This window comes from Paenibacillus sp. RS8, from assembly GCF_041956825.1.
In the GTDB taxonomy this organism is placed as follows: domain Bacteria; phylum Bacillota; class Bacilli; order Paenibacillales; family Paenibacillaceae; genus Paenibacillus_AQ.
Map to the genome: position 1 here is coordinate 524,756 of NZ_CP168131.1, position 20,283 is coordinate 545,038.

23 protein-coding genes are annotated in these 20,283 nt (G+C 45.1%); 2 read left to right on the top strand and 21 right to left on the bottom strand.

The genetic code is table 11. The features are described 5' to 3' along the window. Positions 1–62 precede the first annotated feature (62 nt). The 19 genes from ACDZ28_RS03400 to ACDZ28_RS03490 form a co-directional block, all read right to left on the bottom strand. Entirely contained in the window at positions 63–494 is a 432-nt protein-coding gene (locus ACDZ28_RS03400; RefSeq protein ID WP_042131011.1) for a Fur family transcriptional regulator, read from the bottom strand. A gap of 126 nt (positions 495–620) precedes the next feature. Then, positions 621–2,531: a DUF4097 domain-containing protein gene (locus ACDZ28_RS03405; protein ID WP_375103997.1), complete on the bottom strand. Its 1,911-nt coding sequence runs from the start codon at positions 2,529–2,531 to the stop codon at positions 621–623. 47 nt (positions 2,532–2,578) lie between these two features. After that, positions 2,579–3,049 carry a GNAT family N-acetyltransferase gene (locus ACDZ28_RS03410; protein WP_375103998.1) on the bottom strand — a complete coding sequence of 157 codons (471 nt, stop codon included), beginning with the start codon at positions 3,047–3,049 and terminating at the stop codon, positions 2,579–2,581. Positions 3,050–3,237: 188 nt separating this feature from the next. Next, complete coding sequence (gene gatB, locus ACDZ28_RS03415) at positions 3,238–4,683, bottom strand: Asp-tRNA(Asn)/Glu-tRNA(Gln) amidotransferase subunit GatB (RefSeq protein ID WP_042131013.1); 1,446 nt, start codon at positions 4,681–4,683, stop codon at positions 3,238–3,240. 11 nt (positions 4,684–4,694) lie between these two features. Further along, a complete protein-coding gene (gene gatA / locus ACDZ28_RS03420) occupies positions 4,695–6,152 on the bottom strand; it encodes an Asp-tRNA(Asn)/Glu-tRNA(Gln) amidotransferase subunit GatA (protein WP_042131014.1) in 1,458 nt (485 codons plus the stop codon). Between the two features lie 27 nt (positions 6,153–6,179). Beyond that, positions 6,180–6,467 (bottom strand): Asp-tRNA(Asn)/Glu-tRNA(Gln) amidotransferase subunit GatC, encoded by a 288-nt coding sequence (gene gatC, locus ACDZ28_RS03425; RefSeq protein WP_042131015.1) that lies wholly within the window; start codon positions 6,465–6,467, stop codon positions 6,180–6,182. Between the two features lie 156 nt (positions 6,468–6,623). Beyond that, complete coding sequence (locus ACDZ28_RS03430; protein WP_375103999.1) at positions 6,624–7,781, bottom strand: DUF4179 domain-containing protein; 1,158 nt, start codon at positions 7,779–7,781, stop codon at positions 6,624–6,626. A 24-nt stretch (positions 7,782–7,805) separates the two neighbouring features. Next, positions 7,806–8,303 (bottom strand): sigma-70 family RNA polymerase sigma factor, encoded by a 498-nt coding sequence (locus ACDZ28_RS03435; RefSeq protein ID WP_375105303.1) that lies wholly within the window; start codon positions 8,301–8,303, stop codon positions 7,806–7,808. A 343-nt stretch (positions 8,304–8,646) separates the two neighbouring features. Further along, positions 8,647–9,030, bottom strand: a complete 384-nt coding sequence (locus ACDZ28_RS03440) for a hypothetical protein (RefSeq protein WP_042131017.1) — start codon at positions 9,028–9,030, stop codon at positions 8,647–8,649. Between the two features lie 244 nt (positions 9,031–9,274). Continuing rightward, positions 9,275–10,045: an ABC transporter permease subunit gene (locus ACDZ28_RS03445; RefSeq protein WP_042131018.1), complete on the bottom strand. Its 771-nt coding sequence runs from the start codon at positions 10,043–10,045 to the stop codon at positions 9,275–9,277. Next, positions 10,042–10,956 (bottom strand): ATP-binding cassette domain-containing protein, encoded by a 915-nt coding sequence (locus ACDZ28_RS03450; RefSeq protein ID WP_375104000.1) that lies wholly within the window; start codon positions 10,954–10,956, stop codon positions 10,042–10,044. The genes ACDZ28_RS03445 and ACDZ28_RS03450 overlap by 4 nt, the downstream gene beginning before the upstream one ends. Further along, positions 10,956–11,147: a PLDc N-terminal domain-containing protein gene (locus ACDZ28_RS03455; protein WP_042131020.1), complete on the bottom strand. Its 192-nt coding sequence runs from the start codon at positions 11,145–11,147 to the stop codon at positions 10,956–10,958. The genes ACDZ28_RS03450 and ACDZ28_RS03455 overlap by 1 nt, the downstream gene beginning before the upstream one ends. Positions 11,148–11,199: 52 nt before the next feature. Next, positions 11,200–11,412 carry a hypothetical protein gene (locus ACDZ28_RS03460; protein ID WP_375104001.1) on the bottom strand — a complete coding sequence of 71 codons (213 nt, stop codon included), beginning with the start codon at positions 11,410–11,412 and terminating at the stop codon, positions 11,200–11,202. After that, positions 11,409–11,744 carry a YxlC family protein gene (locus tag ACDZ28_RS03465; protein ID WP_042131022.1) on the bottom strand — a complete coding sequence of 112 codons (336 nt, stop codon included), beginning with the start codon at positions 11,742–11,744 and terminating at the stop codon, positions 11,409–11,411. Before ACDZ28_RS03465 ends, ACDZ28_RS03460 begins: the two co-directional genes overlap by 4 nt. Beyond that, positions 11,731–12,276 carry an RNA polymerase sigma factor SigY gene (sigY, locus tag ACDZ28_RS03470; protein ID WP_042131023.1) on the bottom strand — a complete coding sequence of 182 codons (546 nt, stop codon included), beginning with the start codon at positions 12,274–12,276 and terminating at the stop codon, positions 11,731–11,733. Before sigY ends, ACDZ28_RS03465 begins: the two co-directional genes overlap by 14 nt. A gap of 77 nt (positions 12,277–12,353) precedes the next feature. Next, entirely contained in the window at positions 12,354–12,569 is a 216-nt protein-coding gene (locus tag ACDZ28_RS03475; protein WP_375104002.1) for a hypothetical protein, read from the bottom strand. Positions 12,570–12,755: 186 nt separating this feature from the next. Next, on the bottom strand, positions 12,756–13,385 hold the full coding sequence (locus ACDZ28_RS03480) for an MBL fold metallo-hydrolase (RefSeq protein WP_341115123.1): 630 nt from the start codon (positions 13,383–13,385) through the stop codon (positions 12,756–12,758). 4 nt (positions 13,386–13,389) lie between these two features. Then, the gene (locus tag ACDZ28_RS03485; RefSeq protein WP_375104003.1) at positions 13,390–13,956 is read right to left on the bottom strand and encodes a thioredoxin family protein; all 567 of its coding nucleotides are present in this window, start codon (positions 13,954–13,956) and stop codon (positions 13,390–13,392) included. Next, the gene (locus ACDZ28_RS03490) at positions 13,953–14,567 is read right to left on the bottom strand and encodes a DedA family protein (RefSeq protein WP_042131027.1); all 615 of its coding nucleotides are present in this window, start codon (positions 14,565–14,567) and stop codon (positions 13,953–13,955) included. The genes ACDZ28_RS03485 and ACDZ28_RS03490 overlap by 4 nt, the downstream gene beginning before the upstream one ends. A 635-nt stretch (positions 14,568–15,202) precedes the next feature. Here ACDZ28_RS03490 and ACDZ28_RS03495 point away from each other — a divergent pair. Then, positions 15,203–15,505, top strand: coding sequence for an autorepressor SdpR family transcription factor (locus ACDZ28_RS03495; protein ID WP_042131028.1), 303 nt, complete (start codon positions 15,203–15,205; stop codon positions 15,503–15,505). 2 nt (positions 15,506–15,507) lie between these two features. Beyond that, positions 15,508–16,161: an SdpI family protein gene (locus ACDZ28_RS03500; RefSeq protein ID WP_042131029.1), complete on the top strand. Its 654-nt coding sequence runs from the start codon at positions 15,508–15,510 to the stop codon at positions 16,159–16,161. Here ACDZ28_RS03500 and ACDZ28_RS03505 read toward each other — a convergent pair. Both ACDZ28_RS03505 and ACDZ28_RS03510 read right to left on the bottom strand, forming a co-directional pair. After that, entirely contained in the window at positions 16,150–18,582 is a 2,433-nt protein-coding gene (locus ACDZ28_RS03505) for an O-antigen ligase family protein (RefSeq protein WP_375104004.1), read from the bottom strand. The genes ACDZ28_RS03500 and ACDZ28_RS03505 overlap by 12 nt on opposite strands. Before the next feature lie 509 nt (positions 18,583–19,091). Further along, positions 19,092–20,282, bottom strand: a complete 1,191-nt coding sequence (locus tag ACDZ28_RS03510; protein WP_339288134.1) for an SAM-dependent methyltransferase — start codon at positions 20,280–20,282, stop codon at positions 19,092–19,094. Between the last annotated feature and the right edge of the window lies 1 nt (position 20,283).

Below are 20,283 nucleotides of genomic sequence, written 5' to 3' on the forward strand. Positions count from 1 at the left end.
CGGATTTCTCACGTTTATTGTGGTAACTTGGCAATATTGCCTTGACACATTCTATTCTAGTCCTAATGCTGCTTCTCTCTACAACATTCGCAAATTCCATGCAGCTCCATACGCAATCCTGTAATCTTAAAGCCTGTAGCTTGCTCAGCATGCAGCTCTACATCCCTAAGTGAAGGATAACTGAAATCCTCAATCTTACCGCATTGCTGACATATAACATGATAATGATCAGACACATTAGCATCAAAACGACTGGAGCTATCCCCATAGGTCAACTCACGAACCATGCCTGCTTCCATAAACATCTTGAGATTATTATATACGGTTGCTACGCTCATGCTCGGAAATTTAGGCTCTAATGCCCGATATATATCGTCAGCTGTAGGATGATTCATTGCTTCCATTAAATACGTAAGAATCGCATGACGCTGGGGCGTTATACGGACACCTGTTGTTTTTAATTGTTCCAATGCATGTTGTACGCCACTCCCCATGACTGTCACCGCCTTTTGAATTTAAAAATAAAAGAAATATTTCTTATAATTGTAAGACTGGGTTTTTAATCTTGTCAACGGAGTCGATACATTATATTCATTATTATATAAGAAAAATTACTTTTTTCAATAACCTCTAACATTTAAGTTGCTGTTTCCCTCAACCTGAACTTTGAATTCACCTGTGCCCACTTCACCAGATATCTTCTTCTTATCAATGGTTAAGCTAGGTAAATCCGAAGTGATATCACCATATCCACTAGAGCCATTCAACTTATAGTTCCCTAAAAGCGGCAAATACAAATGGATATCGCCAACTGCGCTATAAATATCCCAGTCTCCTCCGACTTCCTGTGAACGAACATCTATGATGCCATTCAGGGATTCTGCATGCAGCTTCGATCTGGCTCCATCAATCTCTAAATTACCATTTTTGCTGGAAATATCAATCTCGGCTTCATTCCCGATTGCACCGATATTGCCAACTGCCGTTGATAATTTCAAAGCCCCTGTAACGCTCCAAGCATTCATGTTGCCACCGCTCGTCGATAAATCAACACTGCCCTGGACAGATCTGGCACGCACAGCTCCATTCAATGTTTTCCCCTTCACATTACCAAAGACACGATGAAGAATAAGTTCTCCATTTCCTGTTTCAAGTGAAATATCTTCAATCGCTTCTATGTTCTGCAGGGTGATCCCGCCATTCATTGTACGAACATCAAGGTTAAACCGACGATCTTCCGGCAAGGTAATATCTAGATCCATTCGCGGCTGACGTTTGCCGGATTCTCCATACGCCTTACTATTCGAAGTGATTTTTATGGTTGGTCCTTCAACAACATCCACAAAGGATTGTTCCGAAATGGCTTCAGCCATCGGCCCCTCCAATTGATCTACCCAGATTGTAGTAGTAATTTGAATGTTATCTACCGGAGCACGATGCAATAAAACATCACCATTAATACCATCAATGGATATTTTGGCCGTATTTAATTCGACAGGAACTATAATCGGAGCCTTCTGAAATTTGCTGCCCTTAGCCTCGCCATAGTCCACTGCTGCTGCGGTAAAGTTAAGACTGACATTTTTCCAGAGATATAAATAATGCTCTTGTTCTGCAACGATAAACACACTAACAGCAAGCACTATAGCAGATAAAAGACCGCGTAAGTCCAACCTGATTCTTGTTCCCTTTTGTACTGAGCCTGAACGACCAGAGAAGAAATACATGATCAAGAACTCAATCCCCCATAACACTGGGATGACTGGCCACCACTTCAGGAGCAGAAGCATATAATCGGTTCCGTCTCTCCAATCCAGAAACAACGGGATGGCAATAGCAATCAGCAAGACAGATGCCGTATACCTTCCTACACGCCGGTTATGAGGCTCATTTTTTTTGCGCCAAACGATTCCTCTAACAATCTCTCTCGTTCCTATATATAGACCACCACATAATAAAACGGCAGCTACGGTCACTTCGGAGTAATGCTCAATAAAGAACTGCAGCCAAGCTGGCTTTTGGCGAAACAGAATAAGTAACGCTCCCCCTAAGAGAAGCAGAAATCCAAAGGATATGCCAGGTTCAGTGACGATACTGCGACGCTTTGGAGATGTAGTTACTGTTGCCGCAGGATCATCAAGCTCTTGATCTTCAGGGTAACGAATAATCTTGTCCGCTGATTGAAGCACATCATATACATTGTAGAAATATATCGTCGGAATAATTAGTGCAAGTAAAATAAGTAACGGTACATTAATCTGCATTCCTATGGATGAAAAATACAGTAACGCCGAAATATCCAATAGAATCAAGAAGATAAAGGTTATTCCTTTGCGGAGAAGCCCAAAGTACAAATGTCCTGTTCCTGGGATGAGAGCTGCCAATAGTCCAGCGATAAATTTGCGTTTGCGGGGACGCCGTTTCGGACGCGGAGGAATGATCTTCTTCTGTATCTCATTCTCCGTAGTCTCTAGGTCGACAGAACCCTCCTGCTCTTCCTGCGCCGCGAACGTTGCAGAGTCATTCGTCATATTCTGGACTCCTCCTTTCGTAAATACTTGTCTGTGCATACGTTTCTTCAAAGTAAACCACTCCGGTAAAAGTCAATCAATTCCACGCCGGGGGCAACCTCCTGCGACCCATTAGGCACAAATCCATGCTTTCTGTACAAAGAAACGGCAGGCAAGTTTAATTTTCCCGTAGATACGATGAATTGCTCCATCCCTGAAAAATGTTCGAATACATATTCCAAGAGTCTGCTAGCAATACCTCTACGAAAAAAGTCCGGACCTACCATCATTCGTGTAATCGTGAGTTTGCCTGGGGATTCCTCCTCTATAGCAATCGCACCCATCAGCTCTTCCTCTTCATCGAAGCAGCCATAAAAGTCCTCTTTAGAGTGGCTGAGCATCTCTCTCGTCTCCATAAGTGGGGGGATCTCCCGAAACCCTATTAACTCCGCTTCCAGTCGGTAGGCCTTGTGCTGGAGGCTCCATAGTTCATTAACGGTATTATCATCCTGCAGATTAAGCTTAATAATTGTATTCATCCCTACCAGTCCCCTTATATGCCGCGAAAGGCCTGCCGTTGCCGACAAGCCCTTTGCTTATTACATAAGTATATTACCCCGAATATAAACGCCCTCAGCGTCCTTTTATGGACGGCAAGCGTTTCTCGTAAAATATAAGGATAAAGTATAGTGTTAAACTTATACTTTCTTATATTTCTGATAAAGGCTTAGTTGCCCAATACCTCGATCAGAAGTTTATTCGCTAGACCTGGATTAGCCTTGCCTTTACTTTCCTTCATTACTTGTCCTACAAGGAAGCCAATGGCTTTCTGTTTTCCTGCTTTATAATCCTCAACAGATTGCGGGTTAGCAGCTACGACAGCTTCCACAATTCCTTTAATGGCACCTTCATCGCTGATTTGTACCAGACCCTTCTCCTCAACGATTGCCGCAGGCAACTTACCGCTCTCTAGCATTTCTTTAAATACCGTTTTAGCGATCTTACTGCTGATGGTTCCGCCTGCAATAAGGCCAATCATTTCCCCGAGCCCTTGCGGCGTAATCTTGACCTGAGACAATTCCAGGTTATTACTATTCAAATAAGCCAGCAGATCACCCATGATCCAGTTTGCAACAGCCTTGGCATCCTGCGTATAAGCAAGGCAACCTTCGAAAAAGTCCGCTAACGGTTTAGAGGACGTAATCACGCCAGCATCATAAGCTGTAAGGCCCAGTTCTTCACTATAGCGAGCTTGTCTTGCGTCCGGCAGTTCCGGGATCGTCGAGCGAATGGATTCTTTCCAGGCATCGTCAATATGCAGTACGATCAAATCCGGATCTGGGAAATAACGATAATCGTGTGCTTCTTCTTTACCACGCATAGATAAAGTTTTTCCTTGCGCTTCATCCCAGCGACGAGTCTCTTGCACAACTACTCCACCATCATCCAGGATCTCAGCCTGACGATATTGTTCATACTCCAGTCCACGCAGCACACCACGGAAGGAGTTCATGTTCTTAAGCTCTGCTCTAATGCCGAATTCCTCTTGTCCTTCTGGGCGTAGACTGATGTTCGCGTCACAGCGCATCGAGCCTTCTTCCATCTTGACATCAGACACATCACAATACTGCATGATCGCACGGATTTTCTCCAGATAAGCACGGGCTTCTTCTGGGGAGCGTAAGTCTGGCTCGGATACGATTTCGATAAGCGGCGTTCCCACCCGGTTGAAATCGACGAGCGACGCAAACCCACCATCTACGTGCGTCAGCTTACCTGCATCCTCTTCCAAATGAAGACGAGTAATACCAATCCGTTTTGTTTCTCCATTCACTTCAATGTCGATCCAGCCGTTCAAACCGATAGGCTGATCGAACTGCGAAATCTGATAGGCTTTCGGAGAATCCGGGTAAAAATAATTCTTACGGTCGAATTTACTAACATCACCGATGGTGCAATTCAGCGCCATTGCTGCTTTCATAGCGTAATTTACCGCTTGTTTGTTGAGTACTGGCAATACGCCGGGGTGACCCAGGCAGACGGGACAGGTATGCGTGTTAGGCGGGGCTCCAAATTCAGTGGAGCATCCGCAAAAGATTTTGGAGTTGGTATGAAGCTCTACGTGAACCTCTAAGCCGATGACCGTTTCGTATTTAGACATAAGTAATTCCATTCCCTCCTTTACTACAGCTGTGGACGCTGCTTGTGATGATCTGTATTTTGTTCAAAAGCATGAGCAACACGCAGAATCGTGCTCTCGTCAAATTCTTTACCGATAATTTGTAGACCAACTGGCATACCTTCTGCAAAGCCGCATGGAACGCTAACGGCAGGAATGCCTGCCAAGCTCACAGGAATCGTGAGAATATCGTTCAGATACATGGTCAGCGGATCTTCAGTCTGTGAACCTAATTTGAATGCTGTCGTAGGCGCTGTTGGGCCGATAACCACATCATATTTTTTAAAGATGTCATCAAAATCCTGTTTAATCAAAGTACGGACTTTTTGTGCTTTTAAATAATAAGCATCATAATACCCGGAGCTCAGCGCATAAGTCCCTAGCATAATACGGCGTTTCACCTCAGGGCCAAAGCCGCGACTGCGGGAGTTTTGGTACAGATCGAGCAATCCTCCACCTTCATCTACACGTACGCCATAACGCACACCGTCAAACCGTGCAAGGTTAGACGAAGCTTCCGAGGAAGATAGCAAATAATAAGCCGCTACTGCGTATTCCGTATGTGGTAATGAAACTTCCTCCCAGACAGCACCCATTCCCTCCAGCACCTTAAGCGCCGACAAGACCGTCTCACGAACAGAAGCATCGACACCAGCTCCCAAGTATTCCTTAGGTACAGCGATACGAAGACCGGAAACATCACCAGTCAGTGAACTCAAATAATCAGGAATTTCTACCTTAGCTGAAGTAGAATCCTGTGCATCATAACCAGCAATAGCTTGAAGCACATATGCAGAATCTTCTACATTACGTGTAAGCGGGCCAATCTGATCAAGAGAGGAGGCAAAAGCCACCAGTCCGTAACGTGATACAAGACCGTATGTAGGTTTGAGACCTACGACGCCGCAATAAGAAGCAGGCTGACGGATGGAACCCCCAGTATCCGAACCAAGTGAGAAGAACACTTCACCTGCAGCTACAGCTGCAGCAGATCCACCACTAGAACCTCCAGGAACACGTTCAAGATCCCAAGGGTTACGCACAGGTCCAAAGCTGGAGTTCTCGTTAGATCCGCCCATCGCGAATTCATCCATATTCAATTTACCGATCGTTACAGCATCTGCCTGTTGCAGTTTAGATGCTACAGTTGCGTTATAAATCGGCTGAAAATTATTCAAAAATTGGCTGGCACAAGTCGTGCGCAATCCTTTAGTTACAATATTGTCCTTGATTCCGGCAGGAAGACCAAACAGCAGCCCACGTGCTGCTCCAGATGCCAGTTTGTCGTCCAAAGCGCGTGCAGTGCTACGAGCGCCCTCCTCGTTCAAGGTCAAAAATGCATTTACTTTCTTATCCCGTTCAGAGATAATCGCTAGCGATTCTTCAGTCAGTTCACTGACTGATACTTCTTTAGCAGTCAACATACGATGTACTTCTGGCAATCGATTTTGAAACAGGCTCAAGATTCTTCCCCCTTTCTAATTATGTAGTTATTCCAAAACAGCTGGAACCTTGAAATGTCCGTCTTCATCATCCGGCGCGTTAAGAAGTGCTTCCTCTTGCGTTAAGCTTTCCTTCACAACATCATCCCGCATCACATTACTGACCTGCAGTACATGCGTGGTCGGCTTCACATTCTCCGTATCTAGCTCATTCAACTTCTCAGCATATTGTAAAATAGCATTCATTTGTTCTGTAAAGGTTGCCTCTTCTTCCGGGCTCAATTGCAGACGAGCCAGCTTGGCCACATGCTGCACATCTTTAACGGTAATGCTCATAAGTTAAATCCCTCCTGTTTAAAGGGCTAAAGCGCCCGGATAACGTTTTTAATTATATTGTAGAAACTTGGACAATTCAATGATGGGCTGTAAAACAAACGCTCCTTTATCCAAGTGAAGGGGATTCCAACACTTTTTAAAGGAGCGTTTCATTCATTAACGTATAGGGATTGTCATTTCCAGCTGTAGAATATATTCGATTGCCGGGTAACCGTGACTGTCCAGTAAATTTCGTTTTTCGCTTCCCTCTCCAATATATTTGTAGAGATAAGGTTTGACAGTTAGTGCTTTCACATCCCTTGGCAACGGCACAATATTAATATCCTCTTTAAGACTATAATGGATTGCATCATCTACCTTCTTCGAATCTGACCAACCATTGCTACCATTCACATATTTCAACAAGTTGCCTTTATCATCATAGAATTCATAATGGATTGCCAGGTTGTTTGTATCTGTTAGGTAAGTATCAGGAATATCACCCACGGCTTGAGTACTCATTTGTATTTGTGTGGTTGCCGGAGTCTGAGTAATCTTTTCGATAATGGTCGTTACATGATTATAGGTTCGACTGATTCCGGGCTGCTGAACAATATTATGACTCGTATCCTTCTTTACAGGGATTTCAATTTGAAAATCATCCTCCATTCCGGACAGCCGGCCTTTCACTGTCATTTGGAACTGATCCGGTAAAGTAGTTCCCCCCTCATCATAGGATTTCTCTGAGAATTGCAAAATTAACGATTGCTCATCAGTCCCGGGAGAAATAATAATCCCAATATTGTGTTTAAAAGAATTCTCTATTTCTTCCCCGGCGTTTAGAGGTTGTCCATCAATGAATACTCGAAGATCCTGAACAGATTCACTGAATGCTCCCTCTTCACCTTCACGTGTCAGCGCTACAGAAAGCCGTGTACCATCATATATAACTTCACTAGCACGAATAGTAACACCTTGAACTTCGTCGCTATTATTAATTGAGGTCGTAAAGCCTTGGCGACTCGCTGCTTGAAGCCCCATATCACCAGCAAACTCAAAAATACTATTTACTAAGGGGATACGTTCGAGCGACCTAGCGAGAGCAGGAGAAGCAAAGCCGCTTCCAAGCACGATAACTCCTAAAACCAGAGCTACCCCAAATCCAATCGCTGTCCGCTTCAAAATATTAAATTTGTACATAGGCTTCGTTATTTCATCTAACATCGCATACGTTTCCTCTTGGCGTTGGCGAATCACAGCAGGTAGCTCATTTGCCGGGAGAAGATTCATATTTTTCAAAAGCAACTCAAGCTGTTCCGATGTTCTCTTCTTCATGTGTTTCTTCCCTTCTAAATATCATTAGAATCCATTCAATAAGCTTTTTCTTGCCCTATAGAGACGCGATTTAACTGCCGTTTCGGAAATATTCAGAAGATCTGCAATCTGCCGAATAGGCATATCCTGAAAATAATGCATCGAAATCACGGTCTGCAGCGGAGTATCTAGCCGCTCCACTGCTTCTCGCAACTCGATTTTTTCGTATTCTGCATCGGAGGAATGGCATTCCAGAGCCGTAATGGTATCTCCAACTTCCACGATATTTGTCTGTTTGCGCTGAAGCTTGTGACATTCATTTATAAGAATTCGAATCATCCATGTCTTGAAAAATTCCGGCTGTCGTAAGCCTTGGATAGACCGATAAGCCTTTAATGTGGCTTCCTGCATGGCATCTGCGCAATCCTGATCCCTGCCCAAAATAGATCGGGCCATGCCATACATTTCAGGTTCAATTTGCCGGCACAGCTGAATAAAAGCTTCCTTATCGCCTTTTCTCGCTTTTTGAACAGCGGTTATCATCTTCACTAGAGGTTCTCCTTTATATAGGTTAAAGCGCCTATACCGCAGATCTGCATTCTCGTATTCGGCTCTCAATAATTTAGATACATAAAATTGGCAGTTGGTTGTACCCCGAAAAAATAAAAATGAGCGTTCGAAAATTATAAAGAAGGAATTAAAAAAGTTTTTGAAAGTGATGTGTCCATTCAGGGGGGTATGATGAGGGGGAATTCTCTTTATGACACAAGTAAAAACGCCTTCGGGATCCATATAAGGACGCTAAGCGTTTAAGGGAGAAATATAGGACATAAAGTATGGTGCTTTCTTATATCAAAACAAAAAAGCCGGCTTGCGCCGGCCTTCCTTAAATCCAAGCTCTAAGATTCACTTGTTTAATGAAATCTGCTTGGGACATGCTTTCAGTTGACGTTGTTTCCGTCTCTTCTGTATCCATATCTTCACCGTTCATCAAATGATGGAACAGCTTCTCATTGTACGTGGACAAAGCATAATCAATTAACGCTTCATGCGTTGCTCTTTCAGCCTCAGCTACTAATAAATGTTCTTCCGCCTCAATGTCTTCAGCCGGAACATAAAAGTTCCTGTTGGCTTCCGGTACACGTATAACATAGTCAAACGCATTATCGGGATTGCGGTCGTAAGCAATTAGGTAGCCGTATTCCCCGATAGGAAGACTCTGCTCAAAAGCGTCCGCAACAATGACAATCTTTTCTCCTAAACGCAGCATCGCCCTACCTCCTGACCCCAAAATCTATCATGATTTTGCTTGTTTCAACAGTCTACTAAAAAAAGATAGAACTGTCTAGCAGCAGTCCGGGTGATCCTGAAAATTCTACCAAGCAATAACGCCTTCGGCGTCCCCTAAGGACGATATGCGTTTATGCGAGAAATACAAGGATAATGTATAGTGTGAAACTTATACTTTCTTATATTTTAAAATATACTATATTCGATACCCCACAGCTTAATAATCAGTCGGGAAAGTTGTTCTTCCTTGTCAAAAATGAGGCCACAGCAAGGCAAATCATGATCAATATACTGGCAGACAGATATGGACCTGCTCTAAAACCTTCTCCATCTGTTAGAATTCCTGCTGACAGTCCGGAAAGCCCGGCGGGTGTCCAGTCAAACCATGTAGGCAATAAACTTAAACCTAGTGAAAATCCAGCCATTAACGCCAATGCTAGAAATGCGGCTACTGGAGGTCTTAAAAAGGCACTAAACAACAAAGTAGTCGAGACAACACATAATAGCCACAAACCATACACTCCAGAAGCTACGATAACATTGCCCCATGATAGTGAGCCAATTAGCTGTTCCGTGTAGTATCCAGCACCCGCTGCACCCAGTCCAAGAGCAACAACAAGCAAGGTCAATTGGGCTGCCCATTTAGCGAACACAATTGCTGCCGGAGAAACGGGTCTTACTAGAATTAACTCCATAGTTCCGCTATAACGCTCACCCGCTAAAGTGTTCATAGAGCCAAGCGCCAACACGAGCATCCCAATCGTTCCATACTGTCCTAGAGCTTGCGCCATCACAATTGCGGCACTCGGTATTTCATAACCCTCCAAAAGACCCGGGGGCACATCACCTGAGGCTTTTAATATTTCTGGCAAATAATAAGTACTTAAGGGCTGCATAATACCTAAGATGATGAACACGACAGGTATCCAGATTAGCTTATAATTACGAGCCATCTCGAGCATTTCTTTTCGATAAAGGATCCATGTGCTGCTCATACGCCCACCACCTTCATAAATAAATCCTCTAATGTGGAAGAACCTGCTTCAAATTGCAGCAATGGAACTTCGAGCTGCGCCGCTTCGTGCAAAATCGTCCGGCGAGCCATTTCTACATCGTTCACATTAAAGACGGCATGATCTCCGAACAACTGAGACTCCAGTACAAATGGCTTGGAGGCAAGAGATTCCAACCACTGAATGGCTTCTTTGTGCTTCTCGGTACGTAAACGAATAACAGGAAGACTGTATTGTGAACGAAGCTGCGATAAAGACCCCTGCTCAGCGATGAGTCCATGATTCATTAAAATAATATCATCACAAATCTCTTCTGCATCATGCAGCACATGTGTGGAGAAGACTACCGTTGTCTCTTCACGTATTTCTCGTAGCAATTCCATTACTTCCCTGCGGCCAATCGGATCAAGTGCAGATACAGGCTCATCAAGCAAAAGAAGTCGAGGGCGATGTACAAGCGCCTGTGCGAGACCCAGCCGCTGCTTCATCCCACCGGAATAGCCACCAATCTTGCGACGAGCATCGTCTTTGAGGCCTACACGCTTAAGCGATTCTAATGCGCTGGTTGTCGCTTCTTTAGTACCCATCCCACTAAGCTTTGCAGCAAATACTACATATTCCTGTCCAGTCATCCACCCGTAAAAGGCCGGAGACTGCGGAACATACCCTAATCCCTTGCGATATTCTGATCCAGGACGGCTCCCCTCAAAAGAAATCATTCCAGAGGTAGGTTCTAAAAGTCCAGCCAGCATACGTAGTGTGGTCGTCTTTCCAGCACCATTAGGCCCCAGCAAAGCTACACACCGTCCTTTTTCAATCTCAAAGCTTATATCCTTTACGGAAATAAACGCCCCATAGCTTTTGCGTAAATTTGTAACTTGAAGGAGTGACATTAGACATCTTTCCTTCCTATCGTAAAGTAAGCTATGCTTCCTAGCATATTTCCAAAAATAATAATGATAATCCACATCCATTTTGGGCCACGCACGCTATCGGCTTTGGCTAATGAAATCAAACCGATAATAGCCAGTAAAGCCTGTAAAATGATCAACGGCATAATTAAACCCCAATTTACATCTTCCATGAAGTACCACTCCTTTAGTGTTATGAAAGGAACGAGCTCATATCCTAGACTCTTACAATTTTTTTCTCCTACGTCTTTCCGGTAGAATAACAACAAGTATATAGACCAGAACGGGAGACGGTACTGTAGTAATAGCCCATAGTCCCCAGAACCAAGCTTTTCTTCCGCGTCGTCTTGCATCCCGGAACAAAAACGTGCCTTGCAGCATTAAAAGAACAGCTATCAATATCCATAACCATAGAGGTACATCTTGCAGTTCATTCATTCCTGTGCACCTTCTCTATTCCTCCTGATCCTCGCTATCCCTAGAGCACTGAGTCCCGCAATAGGAATGATCGCTTGAATAATCCAGTAGATCATCGGAGCAGAACCGAGAATGGATAGAAATACGCTGATCAGAATCAACGATATCCCCCAGAATAGCAGCAGCTCTTTACGTTCCATGCTCTTTCTATGCACAGAGGCATCAACCATTAACCTCTCCAGTTCCTGTAATGAAGGTGGTGTGATGTCATTATATTGTGCATCTAACCGGTCAAGCTCATCTGCAAGCTTATGCAAATACAACTCAGGCTCCTTATCTTTATCCTTCTCCATCCTCATTCAGCTCCTTTCGTAGTTGGTTAAGACCAAGCGATACACGCGACTTGACTGTGCCTGAAGGAATTCGCATGATTTCGCCGATTTCGTCGTAGCTATAGCCATAATAATGCTTCAGTAACACAGCTACCCTTTGTGCAGAAGGCAATCTGGAGAGGGCATCCAGCACTCCGCTCCATTCCTCCCCCCTGCTCTCAAACCGCCACCGAATCGAACGTATCCCCTGTTCCTGTTGCTCGCGCTGCTTCCACTCCGCCTCACGCTTCCAGCGTCGCTTTCGATCAATGAATATTCTGGTAGCTATTGTGATTAACCATGAGGAAAACGAAGAGGTTCCGTTATAGGTGTTGATTTTTTCCATACATCTGACCATAGTGTCCTGTACAAGATCCTCTGCCAGCAACGGGTCCATAGTCACCTTGATTAAATATTTAAATAAAAAAGTATAGTGTTCTTGCAGCAGTGAAGACAGTGCTGAAGTATCTCCCTGCTGTGCCCGTCTGATTCTCTCCAGCGACTGATCGCTCATCTGCCCCTCCATTCAAGATTTCGTTCCTATATTTGTAGTACGAATATGTATTGTGAATCGTTCACTTTGCTTAATAATTATTTTTTGAGATCCCACAACTTGCGCCGCCAGGGCTGAATGATCCCATCCCTTGCCGGAAAACGCCAAAAAAGCGACGCACTTCTGCACTCGCCCCTTGAATTCACTTGTACTTCCATGTAATCCACACTGCCCTCTTGGAGCAAGGATTCACCATAATTAACTTTGGAATCATACCAACCGCAGTCCAACGGGTAGTATATATTCTTCTCCATTCTACTTCCCTCCATGCTTTTAAGCCTATATGAAGACAAAAAAAAGAACGCAAACCGGGATTAATTCCGCAGTCTGCGTGCTTCGCGAGGTAAATGTTACATTTAATTAACCTCATTGTAGTCCTTTTGTAGTCTTTTGTCTATCATAACTTCCTCGGTTTTTGTCGGTTCTACTAGAACCAACGTCTATTGAGGAACATAAGGGTTGCGAATCTTTTCAAAGCCAATAGTTGTCCGTGGGCCATGCCCTGGATAAACCTTCACTTCATCATCCATTTTGTATAGCTTGCCGCGAATAGAATCGAACAGATCTCTTTCCCGACCACCGGGTAAATCTGTGCGTCCAACCCCCATTTTAAACAGTACATCACCGGAGAACAGATCATTTCCACAAAGGAAACTTACACTGCCTGGAGAGTGACCAGGTGTATGGTACACACGGAAGGTGTGTCCGATGAACTGCAGAACTTGTCCTTCTGCCAGATCATATTCCGCAGGATCTGTAGTTAAAGGAGATGACACCTCCGGCCACATTAGTGAACCGTTCAGCTTGGGGCTGCTTAGCCATTCACTTTCAAGTGGATGTAAATAAACAGGGCATTTCTTAGCTTTACGAATTTCGTCTACACCGCCCATATGGTCAAAATGCGCATGTGTCAACAAAATAGCTTCGATTTCCATCCCTTCGATACTCCGCACTAATGCAGCTGGATTCATACCGGGATCTATAATGATACCCTTCGCAGGATCCGCACCTGTCAACAAGTAGGCATTCGTCTGAAGCGGACCTAGATTAAATGAACGTATATTTAACATCGGTCTAGAATCCGGAAATCAGACTACGCAGCTCTTTTGCGATAACTGTCTGATATTCCGTTCCTTCCCCATAGGCTTGCCCCATAGCCTTACGTGCTTCTGCGATTTTGCTGTCGTAATCAGCGGCCTCACGATCAGGATTCTCACGTTTGAACTCTCTCATAATACTCTGCACATGCTCTGGTCTAGGACCCCAATGTCCGAGCACATATCCGCCGGTGTCCGCAAAAATCACAACAGGGACAGATCTTCCACCCATGGTCAAAAAATCATCCATAAGCTCCGGATTCTCTTCCAAAATGAATACCTCTGTCTTCATTCCTGCCGTCTCCAGAATACGGAATACAGCAGGAACGTTGCGAACTACGTCTCCACACCAATCCGCTGCAAGAATAAGTACCCGCAAATCGTCGCGATGGTTCAGACTTTCGAAATATTCCTTATCGCTCCCATCTTCCCAATTAAACTTCTCATACCAGGATTCAAAAGCCTGTTGATTCTTCGTCATACTTTCTACGAATTGGCGCGGTGTTAGGCCTTTTCCAAACTTATGAGCTACATTCTGCTTCATTTTGTAGTCCCCTTTTTCTTGGATTTGTACCATTTAAACACAAAGTAAATGATGATCAGAGCGATCGCTACAAGTATAATTTCGTTGGTATACTTAGCTGCTACTTTGTCAATATCTTCCCACTTATTCCCTAAGGTCATACCCAAATATACAAATAACGCACTCCATGGAATAACAGCAAGCGTAGTCAGCAAAGTGAACTTACCTAAAGGCATTTTCGATATCCCGGCTGGAACGGAAATGGCATGGCGAACAACGGGAATAAAACGTGCTGTAAAGATTACGCCAGTCCCGTATTTATTGAACCACTCTTCTGAATGGTCAATATGCTTCTTTTGAATAAAAATATATTTCCCGTATTTCTCCAGAACAGGTCTGCCACCATAACGACCAATCCAATATACAAAAATCTGTGCGATGACTCCGCCAATCGTGCCGAATAAAACGGCACCAAAAAAGTTAATATCTCCACTCCATACTAAAAAACCACCGAAAGCCAGTACAATTTCACTCGGAATGACTTCAATCATAAGTCCGATCATAATCCCAAAATACCCAAGACTCTGAATCCATTCAAACAATGTCGAGATCAGATCAGAAATAAAATGCAACCGTACTCCTCCTCCCTTTTCCGCAGAATATGGCTATGTATCAAGCGTAAACATCTTCGGCATCTATATTAAGACGCTAAGCGTTTAAACGAGAAATATAAGAATATAAAGTATTGATGCTAAACTTATGCTTTCTTATATTTTCAAAAGCTCTGCCGCTCTGCTCTATTTTCCAGTTTCTCTTAGCCTATTCTAGCACAAGCAACCTTATCACATCTACTTACAGCGGCAAGGCCGTCACCCTATTTCGATCCTCTCTTAAAAAGAGTTGGAACAACACGTATAACCCAAAAAGGTGTGCACTTCCACCAATGAAGATGGAAATGGACACCTTTTCAGCTAAAATCTAAGAGCTAACAATTATTAGAATTTCAAGAAAAAACATTACCTTGTTAATAAGCGGTCCATCCAGCATCATGTGTCCACTCCACCTCTTGTTTGATTCGATCTATTTATCGACTACATGCCCACAGTTAGTATTAGCATGGACAGAGGCTCAAACGCCGATAATTTCAAAGATTCGATGACACTTTTGTTTGCAGTTATAAGGAGGCGAATACACATTGACACATCATATAATAAGTGGTTATTATATATTTAGATAATTACCTAAATGTCGAAAGGCTGGGTGGAACATGAATGAATCTTTCAAAGCACTAGCTGACCCAACCCGTCGCCAAATCATTCGGTTACTAAAGGAGAAAGACCGAACCGCAGGTGAAATTGCCGATTTTTTCAACATGTCTAAGCCAAGCATTTCTCACCATCTGAATGCACTGAAGCATGCCGATCTCGTACAGGATGAAAGAAAAGGTCAATTCATTATGTATTCATTAAATACGACGGTTCTCGAGGAGGTTCTTGGCTGGATGCTTGAGCTAACAGGTACGGGAAAGCAAAGTCGTCAGAATACTGATTCTGAGAAGGAGGCTGATTGACGATGAAGGATTTTAAATGGAGATGGCAAGATACACTGATCGTAATCTTAGGTTTAGCTTCACTGTCTTACGCTTTAATCAATTACGGCAAGCTCCCACAGGAGCTGCCCGCGCAGTGGGGAATTACGGGTAAGGTCAACCGGTACTGGGATAAAAGTATAGCTATTCCCTTGTGGGGTATTTTAGGCATTGTGCTTCCGCTGATCATGCAGTTCACCCGCAGCATCGATCCTAAACGGGAAAATTACAAGAAGTTCGAAAATGCCTATGCCATGAGCAGACTTGCTATTGGTGTGCTTTTTAATCTAATGCTCGTGCTCACGGTTACTTACGGTCTGGGTAAAGATATTAATGTGGGCAAAATTGCTATAGGAGCTGTCGGAGTGATGTTTATTGCGCTCGGCAACTACATGCCACAGGTAAAAGATAATTATTTATTCGGTGTTCGTACAGCCTGGACACTCTCCAGCCCAGAGGTGTGGCGAAAAACACATCGCCTTTCCGGGAGAATGTGGATGGTCGGTGGGTTGCTTATTTTTGGGGGAGCCTTCTTGAGCGGAGTCTTGTCTCAGGCCCTTATTATTGCAGCACTTGTGCTTGCTATTATTGTCCCTGTTCTGTATTCCTGGATCATCTCGCGTCAGTTAAAATCTTGAAGCTAATACACTAAGCCGCCGACTAAGGTCGTCGGCTTGTTCTGTCATATGGAATTTCCGATCATTATGCTGCTCCCCTTTGCTAGCCTCGAATTCCGCCAACACTCTATACTGCCGCAAAAGCTCATTCCCCGAGGCAATACAGTTCATAGCTTCCGTTCGATTCCCTTCCGCTAACTTTTTCCGGCCCATCATAAGCATGCCTTCAATCCCTTTAACCCACTTCGCATTGTTGTATTTATCTAGTCGAAGACTTCGGCGTACCCAATATAGTGCAGCTACCTGATCATCACTGTACATCCATCGTCCAGCCATTTCCCAGCTCAAACCTGGATTCTCTGGGGAGTATTGCAAGCTATGCCGGAGTATTCTCACGCTCTTTTCGCCCGTAAGCAGCCTAGATAATACTATAGCTGTTCTAGAAGACCGAGGATTCCACGCTAGTGATTGTTGCAGCAAACTAACCTTCTCCAAGGAATCAACCGTCTGAACTGCTTGCCGGTAGTACCTCTCTCCTTGGGCGGCCTGAAAGGACAACACGAATAGCACGAGACAAAAGGAACCGGCTACAGTAATGAGTAGCCCGCGAAAATATGGGTAGACGGAATTAAGCCGGTTCGCGAATGCGGAATACATGGTCTGCATATTCACGGACGTAGAATGCATGGTCTGCAAGTTCGCGGAAGGCGAGTGAGCTGGCGGCAGGGTCGCGGATGCGGAATGAGTTATGAGTGAACTTTTGGTTATAAAGCGGGTTGTCGCTGATTGATATTCCTGCTTATATTCAGCTAGCGCAAGTGCTGGCAGCCAAAAAAGCAGCAGCCAGATTAATCCGTAGCTCCAGTCAAAATCGACTGCGCTGTGTAAAACGATAACCAAAAATGGCGGCAGCAGCCGCGGCACGCTCTTAGCCAGCAGCCAGCCTGCTGCTAGCAGCATAAGCAGTATGGCTGCAAGGCCGACAAATCCTAGGTTCAACAGGATGTCGAGATAACCGCTATGCACCTGGCTGCCTACATAGGGGCGAGACTGGGCGGCAAGGTATGAGCTCCGCCAAGTCTCACCCCCGCGCCCCAGCCAAGGTGCCTCTGCCGCCAGCCGCCAGGCGTCGCGGTAGAACAGACTACGCGCGGATACCGTCGATGACGGTCCGGTGATCCGCTCGCGCACGTGCAAGAGGACGGCGGTGCCCGCCGCCGTCCAACCTGCCGCCGCCAATGCCAGCATGGCGGCTCGGGCACTGCCCGCCGCACTGCGCTGGCGGCGGTACAGCCATAGGCCGGCTAGCAGCGCGCCGGCCCAAAGCCCGGCCAGCAACAGCAGGCCGGGCAAAGGCTCTACCGCCAACCCGGCACGGGCCAGTTGGCGGTAGAGCAGCGCCGCGGCGACCATAGGCGCGGCGCCAGCGGCAAGAAGCGGCGCAATGAGCTGCCGCTTCCAGAGCAAGACGGCGGCGCAGGCGCAAGCCGCCGTCAGCCACGCGCCGCGCGACTCGCTGAGGAGCAGCGCGGCGGCGTACGGGAACAGCGGCAGCAAGCGCAGCAGCGCGGCGGCCGTGCTTCCCGTTTCTAGCTGCTCCACACCTACGCGTCCATCCCCTACGTTCACGCTCACCGTGTCACACTTTGACCATTTCTTTTCGCTCCTACGTTCCACCTCTACGCACTTTGAACCTGTCTCGTTACTCCGTAGTCCTTCCCCAGCATACTCTAGCCCTGTCTGTTTACACTCTCGCCCAATCGCCCGCTCTCCTGCTACCCGCGTCTTCGCACTCTTCTGCGGAGTTACATAATAAGCAGCGACAGCAAACAGCCGCTCCAGTAGAAAAATAGCCATCACAGCTCCAAAAGCATTAGGATATTCCATCACCCCTGCTAATCTGGCACCTGTGATGCTTACTTCCGATGAATTACTATAGGCTACAGCAAAAGGTAACTCTACCACCCCGCACACTGCCAGCAGAGCACTCATGCTCAAGAACATACCCAAAATGGACCAAGACGCAATGATAAGCTGACGCCCCACCCGATTCAACGCGCAAAAACAAACCAAAAATGCAAAGCTGGCATACAAGCCCCACCGTAACATTTCATTCATTGTTCCCTGTGCCGAAAGAGGTTCTCTTAGCCAATGAACCAGATAGAGTGATAGAACTAGCAAAGGTACGATCAACATTATTCTCACAACTCTGGGTGCCCTACTTATTCCCCACACACTGCCACTCCGCGTACCCACTCCAATATACAAATAAAGCAAAATCGCAGAGCACATCACAAACCATAGGACCAGAAAGGGATACATCTCCTCCGTAAAAAAAAATCCCCGCAACAAACAAGCTCCTACTCCGGCTGCGATTACTAAGGCTGCACTAAAATATACGAATACTGAATCAAGACTCCGCGCTTTGTTAACGTTCCACATTTAGATACCCCTGTAATCGTTAAGTTATCTCTATCCTTTCCACATTTCCCCTTTGCCAAAACTAGAATACAAAAAGGACGATACCTCTCCACGAAGGAGCTGCACCGCCCTAATGCTCAACATGAGCTATTTAGTTGTAAAAAGTACAATAGATCTGTTTAATTCGCTGCCTAGTTTCATTTTAATTGTATTATGTGCAACCGTTTCGCGAAAATACCGCCAAATACGGAGTATTATTCGTTTTAGAGTGTACAAAGTGCAATTAAATCCTTAAAAAGTAGCTTCAAAGCATATTCTGTTGCAAAAAATACAACTGACCTCTGATATTCGCCACTGCTTCCTAGTGTAATTGCATAATATACAACTATTTTTCGAGAATCCCGCAAGATAAGGACAATTATCCGTTTTTAAGTGTACAGAGTGCAACTAATTCATAGTAAAGCACCTTCAGAGCTTATCTAGCTGCATAAAATACAATTAAACCAATTATCCGCTCCTAAAATGTCGTGTTACCCCTCCACCGAACTTTCACCCGGAAGCAGGTCAGCGCATACGCGCTCAAGATAAGGCTTCGCCCCTATAAAGTCACGGAATGCGGTATATTCACGCCATTTGACGGAGTTATCACCACCTGAGCTCTTAACGGCGCGGATCAAAATGTTCTTAGGTGTATTCTCCAGGTCGATGAATTCCAGCAGCTGACTGCTATAGCCCATCATATCGAGTAATTTGGCACGGATGGCATCCGTAGCCAAGGCGGAGAAACGTTCCTTCAGTATCCCATGCGACAACATAGGACTCATTACTTCATTCTCAATCTGTGCGAATAATTCGTGCTGGCAGCAAGGGACAGACAGGATGACGGAGGCCCCCCAGCGTACTGCTTTTTCGAGTGCAGCATCTGTAGCAGTGTCACAAGCATGAAGCGTTATAACCATATCTACCTGATCCAGCTCATTGTACTCGGCAATGTCACCCACAAGGAACTTCAAGTGATCGTAACCGATCTTCGCAGCAAGCTCGTTACAATGCTCAATGACATCAGCTTTCAAATCTAGTCCTATAATATTGAGATCCCGCTTCTTGCGAACGGTCAGATAGTGATAAAGCGCAAAGGTCAAATACGATTTCCCACAACCAAAATCAACGATCGTCAATGGTCGCCCAGTTGGAAGATCGGCAAGTACATCCTCGACCATCTCCAAGAATCGGTTGATCTGCCGAAACTTATCATATCGTTTAGCAAGCACTTTACCTTCTCTATTCATAATGCCGAGCTCCACGAGAAAGGGTACAGGGTCCCCATCTTCCAGCACATAACGCTTACGGCGATTGTGCGCTAGATCCGGCTCTTCTTTTTTAGTGGGAGACTTGGTAAGGATCGACACTTTAAATTTTTTGCTAATCAGCACCTGATAATCCGCTTCTACTGTACATAGCAGACCTTGGCGGAATGTCTCTCTGAATAGAAGAGTCATTTCCTCCGCAGCTAATTCAGCCGGTACGTTCCGATGTTCAACCTTTGTACCAATATAAGATGCAAACTGATAATGCAGCTTACCCTTTAGTTCAATAGGTTTAACCTGTACTTTCGTACAAGTCTCCCCTTTATAACGTACTTGGCTTAAGGTTGCCATAATCAAAGTACGGTCACTTATCAGTTGTTCAATAAGAGCTGTTAAAGATTCCACAACGCACATC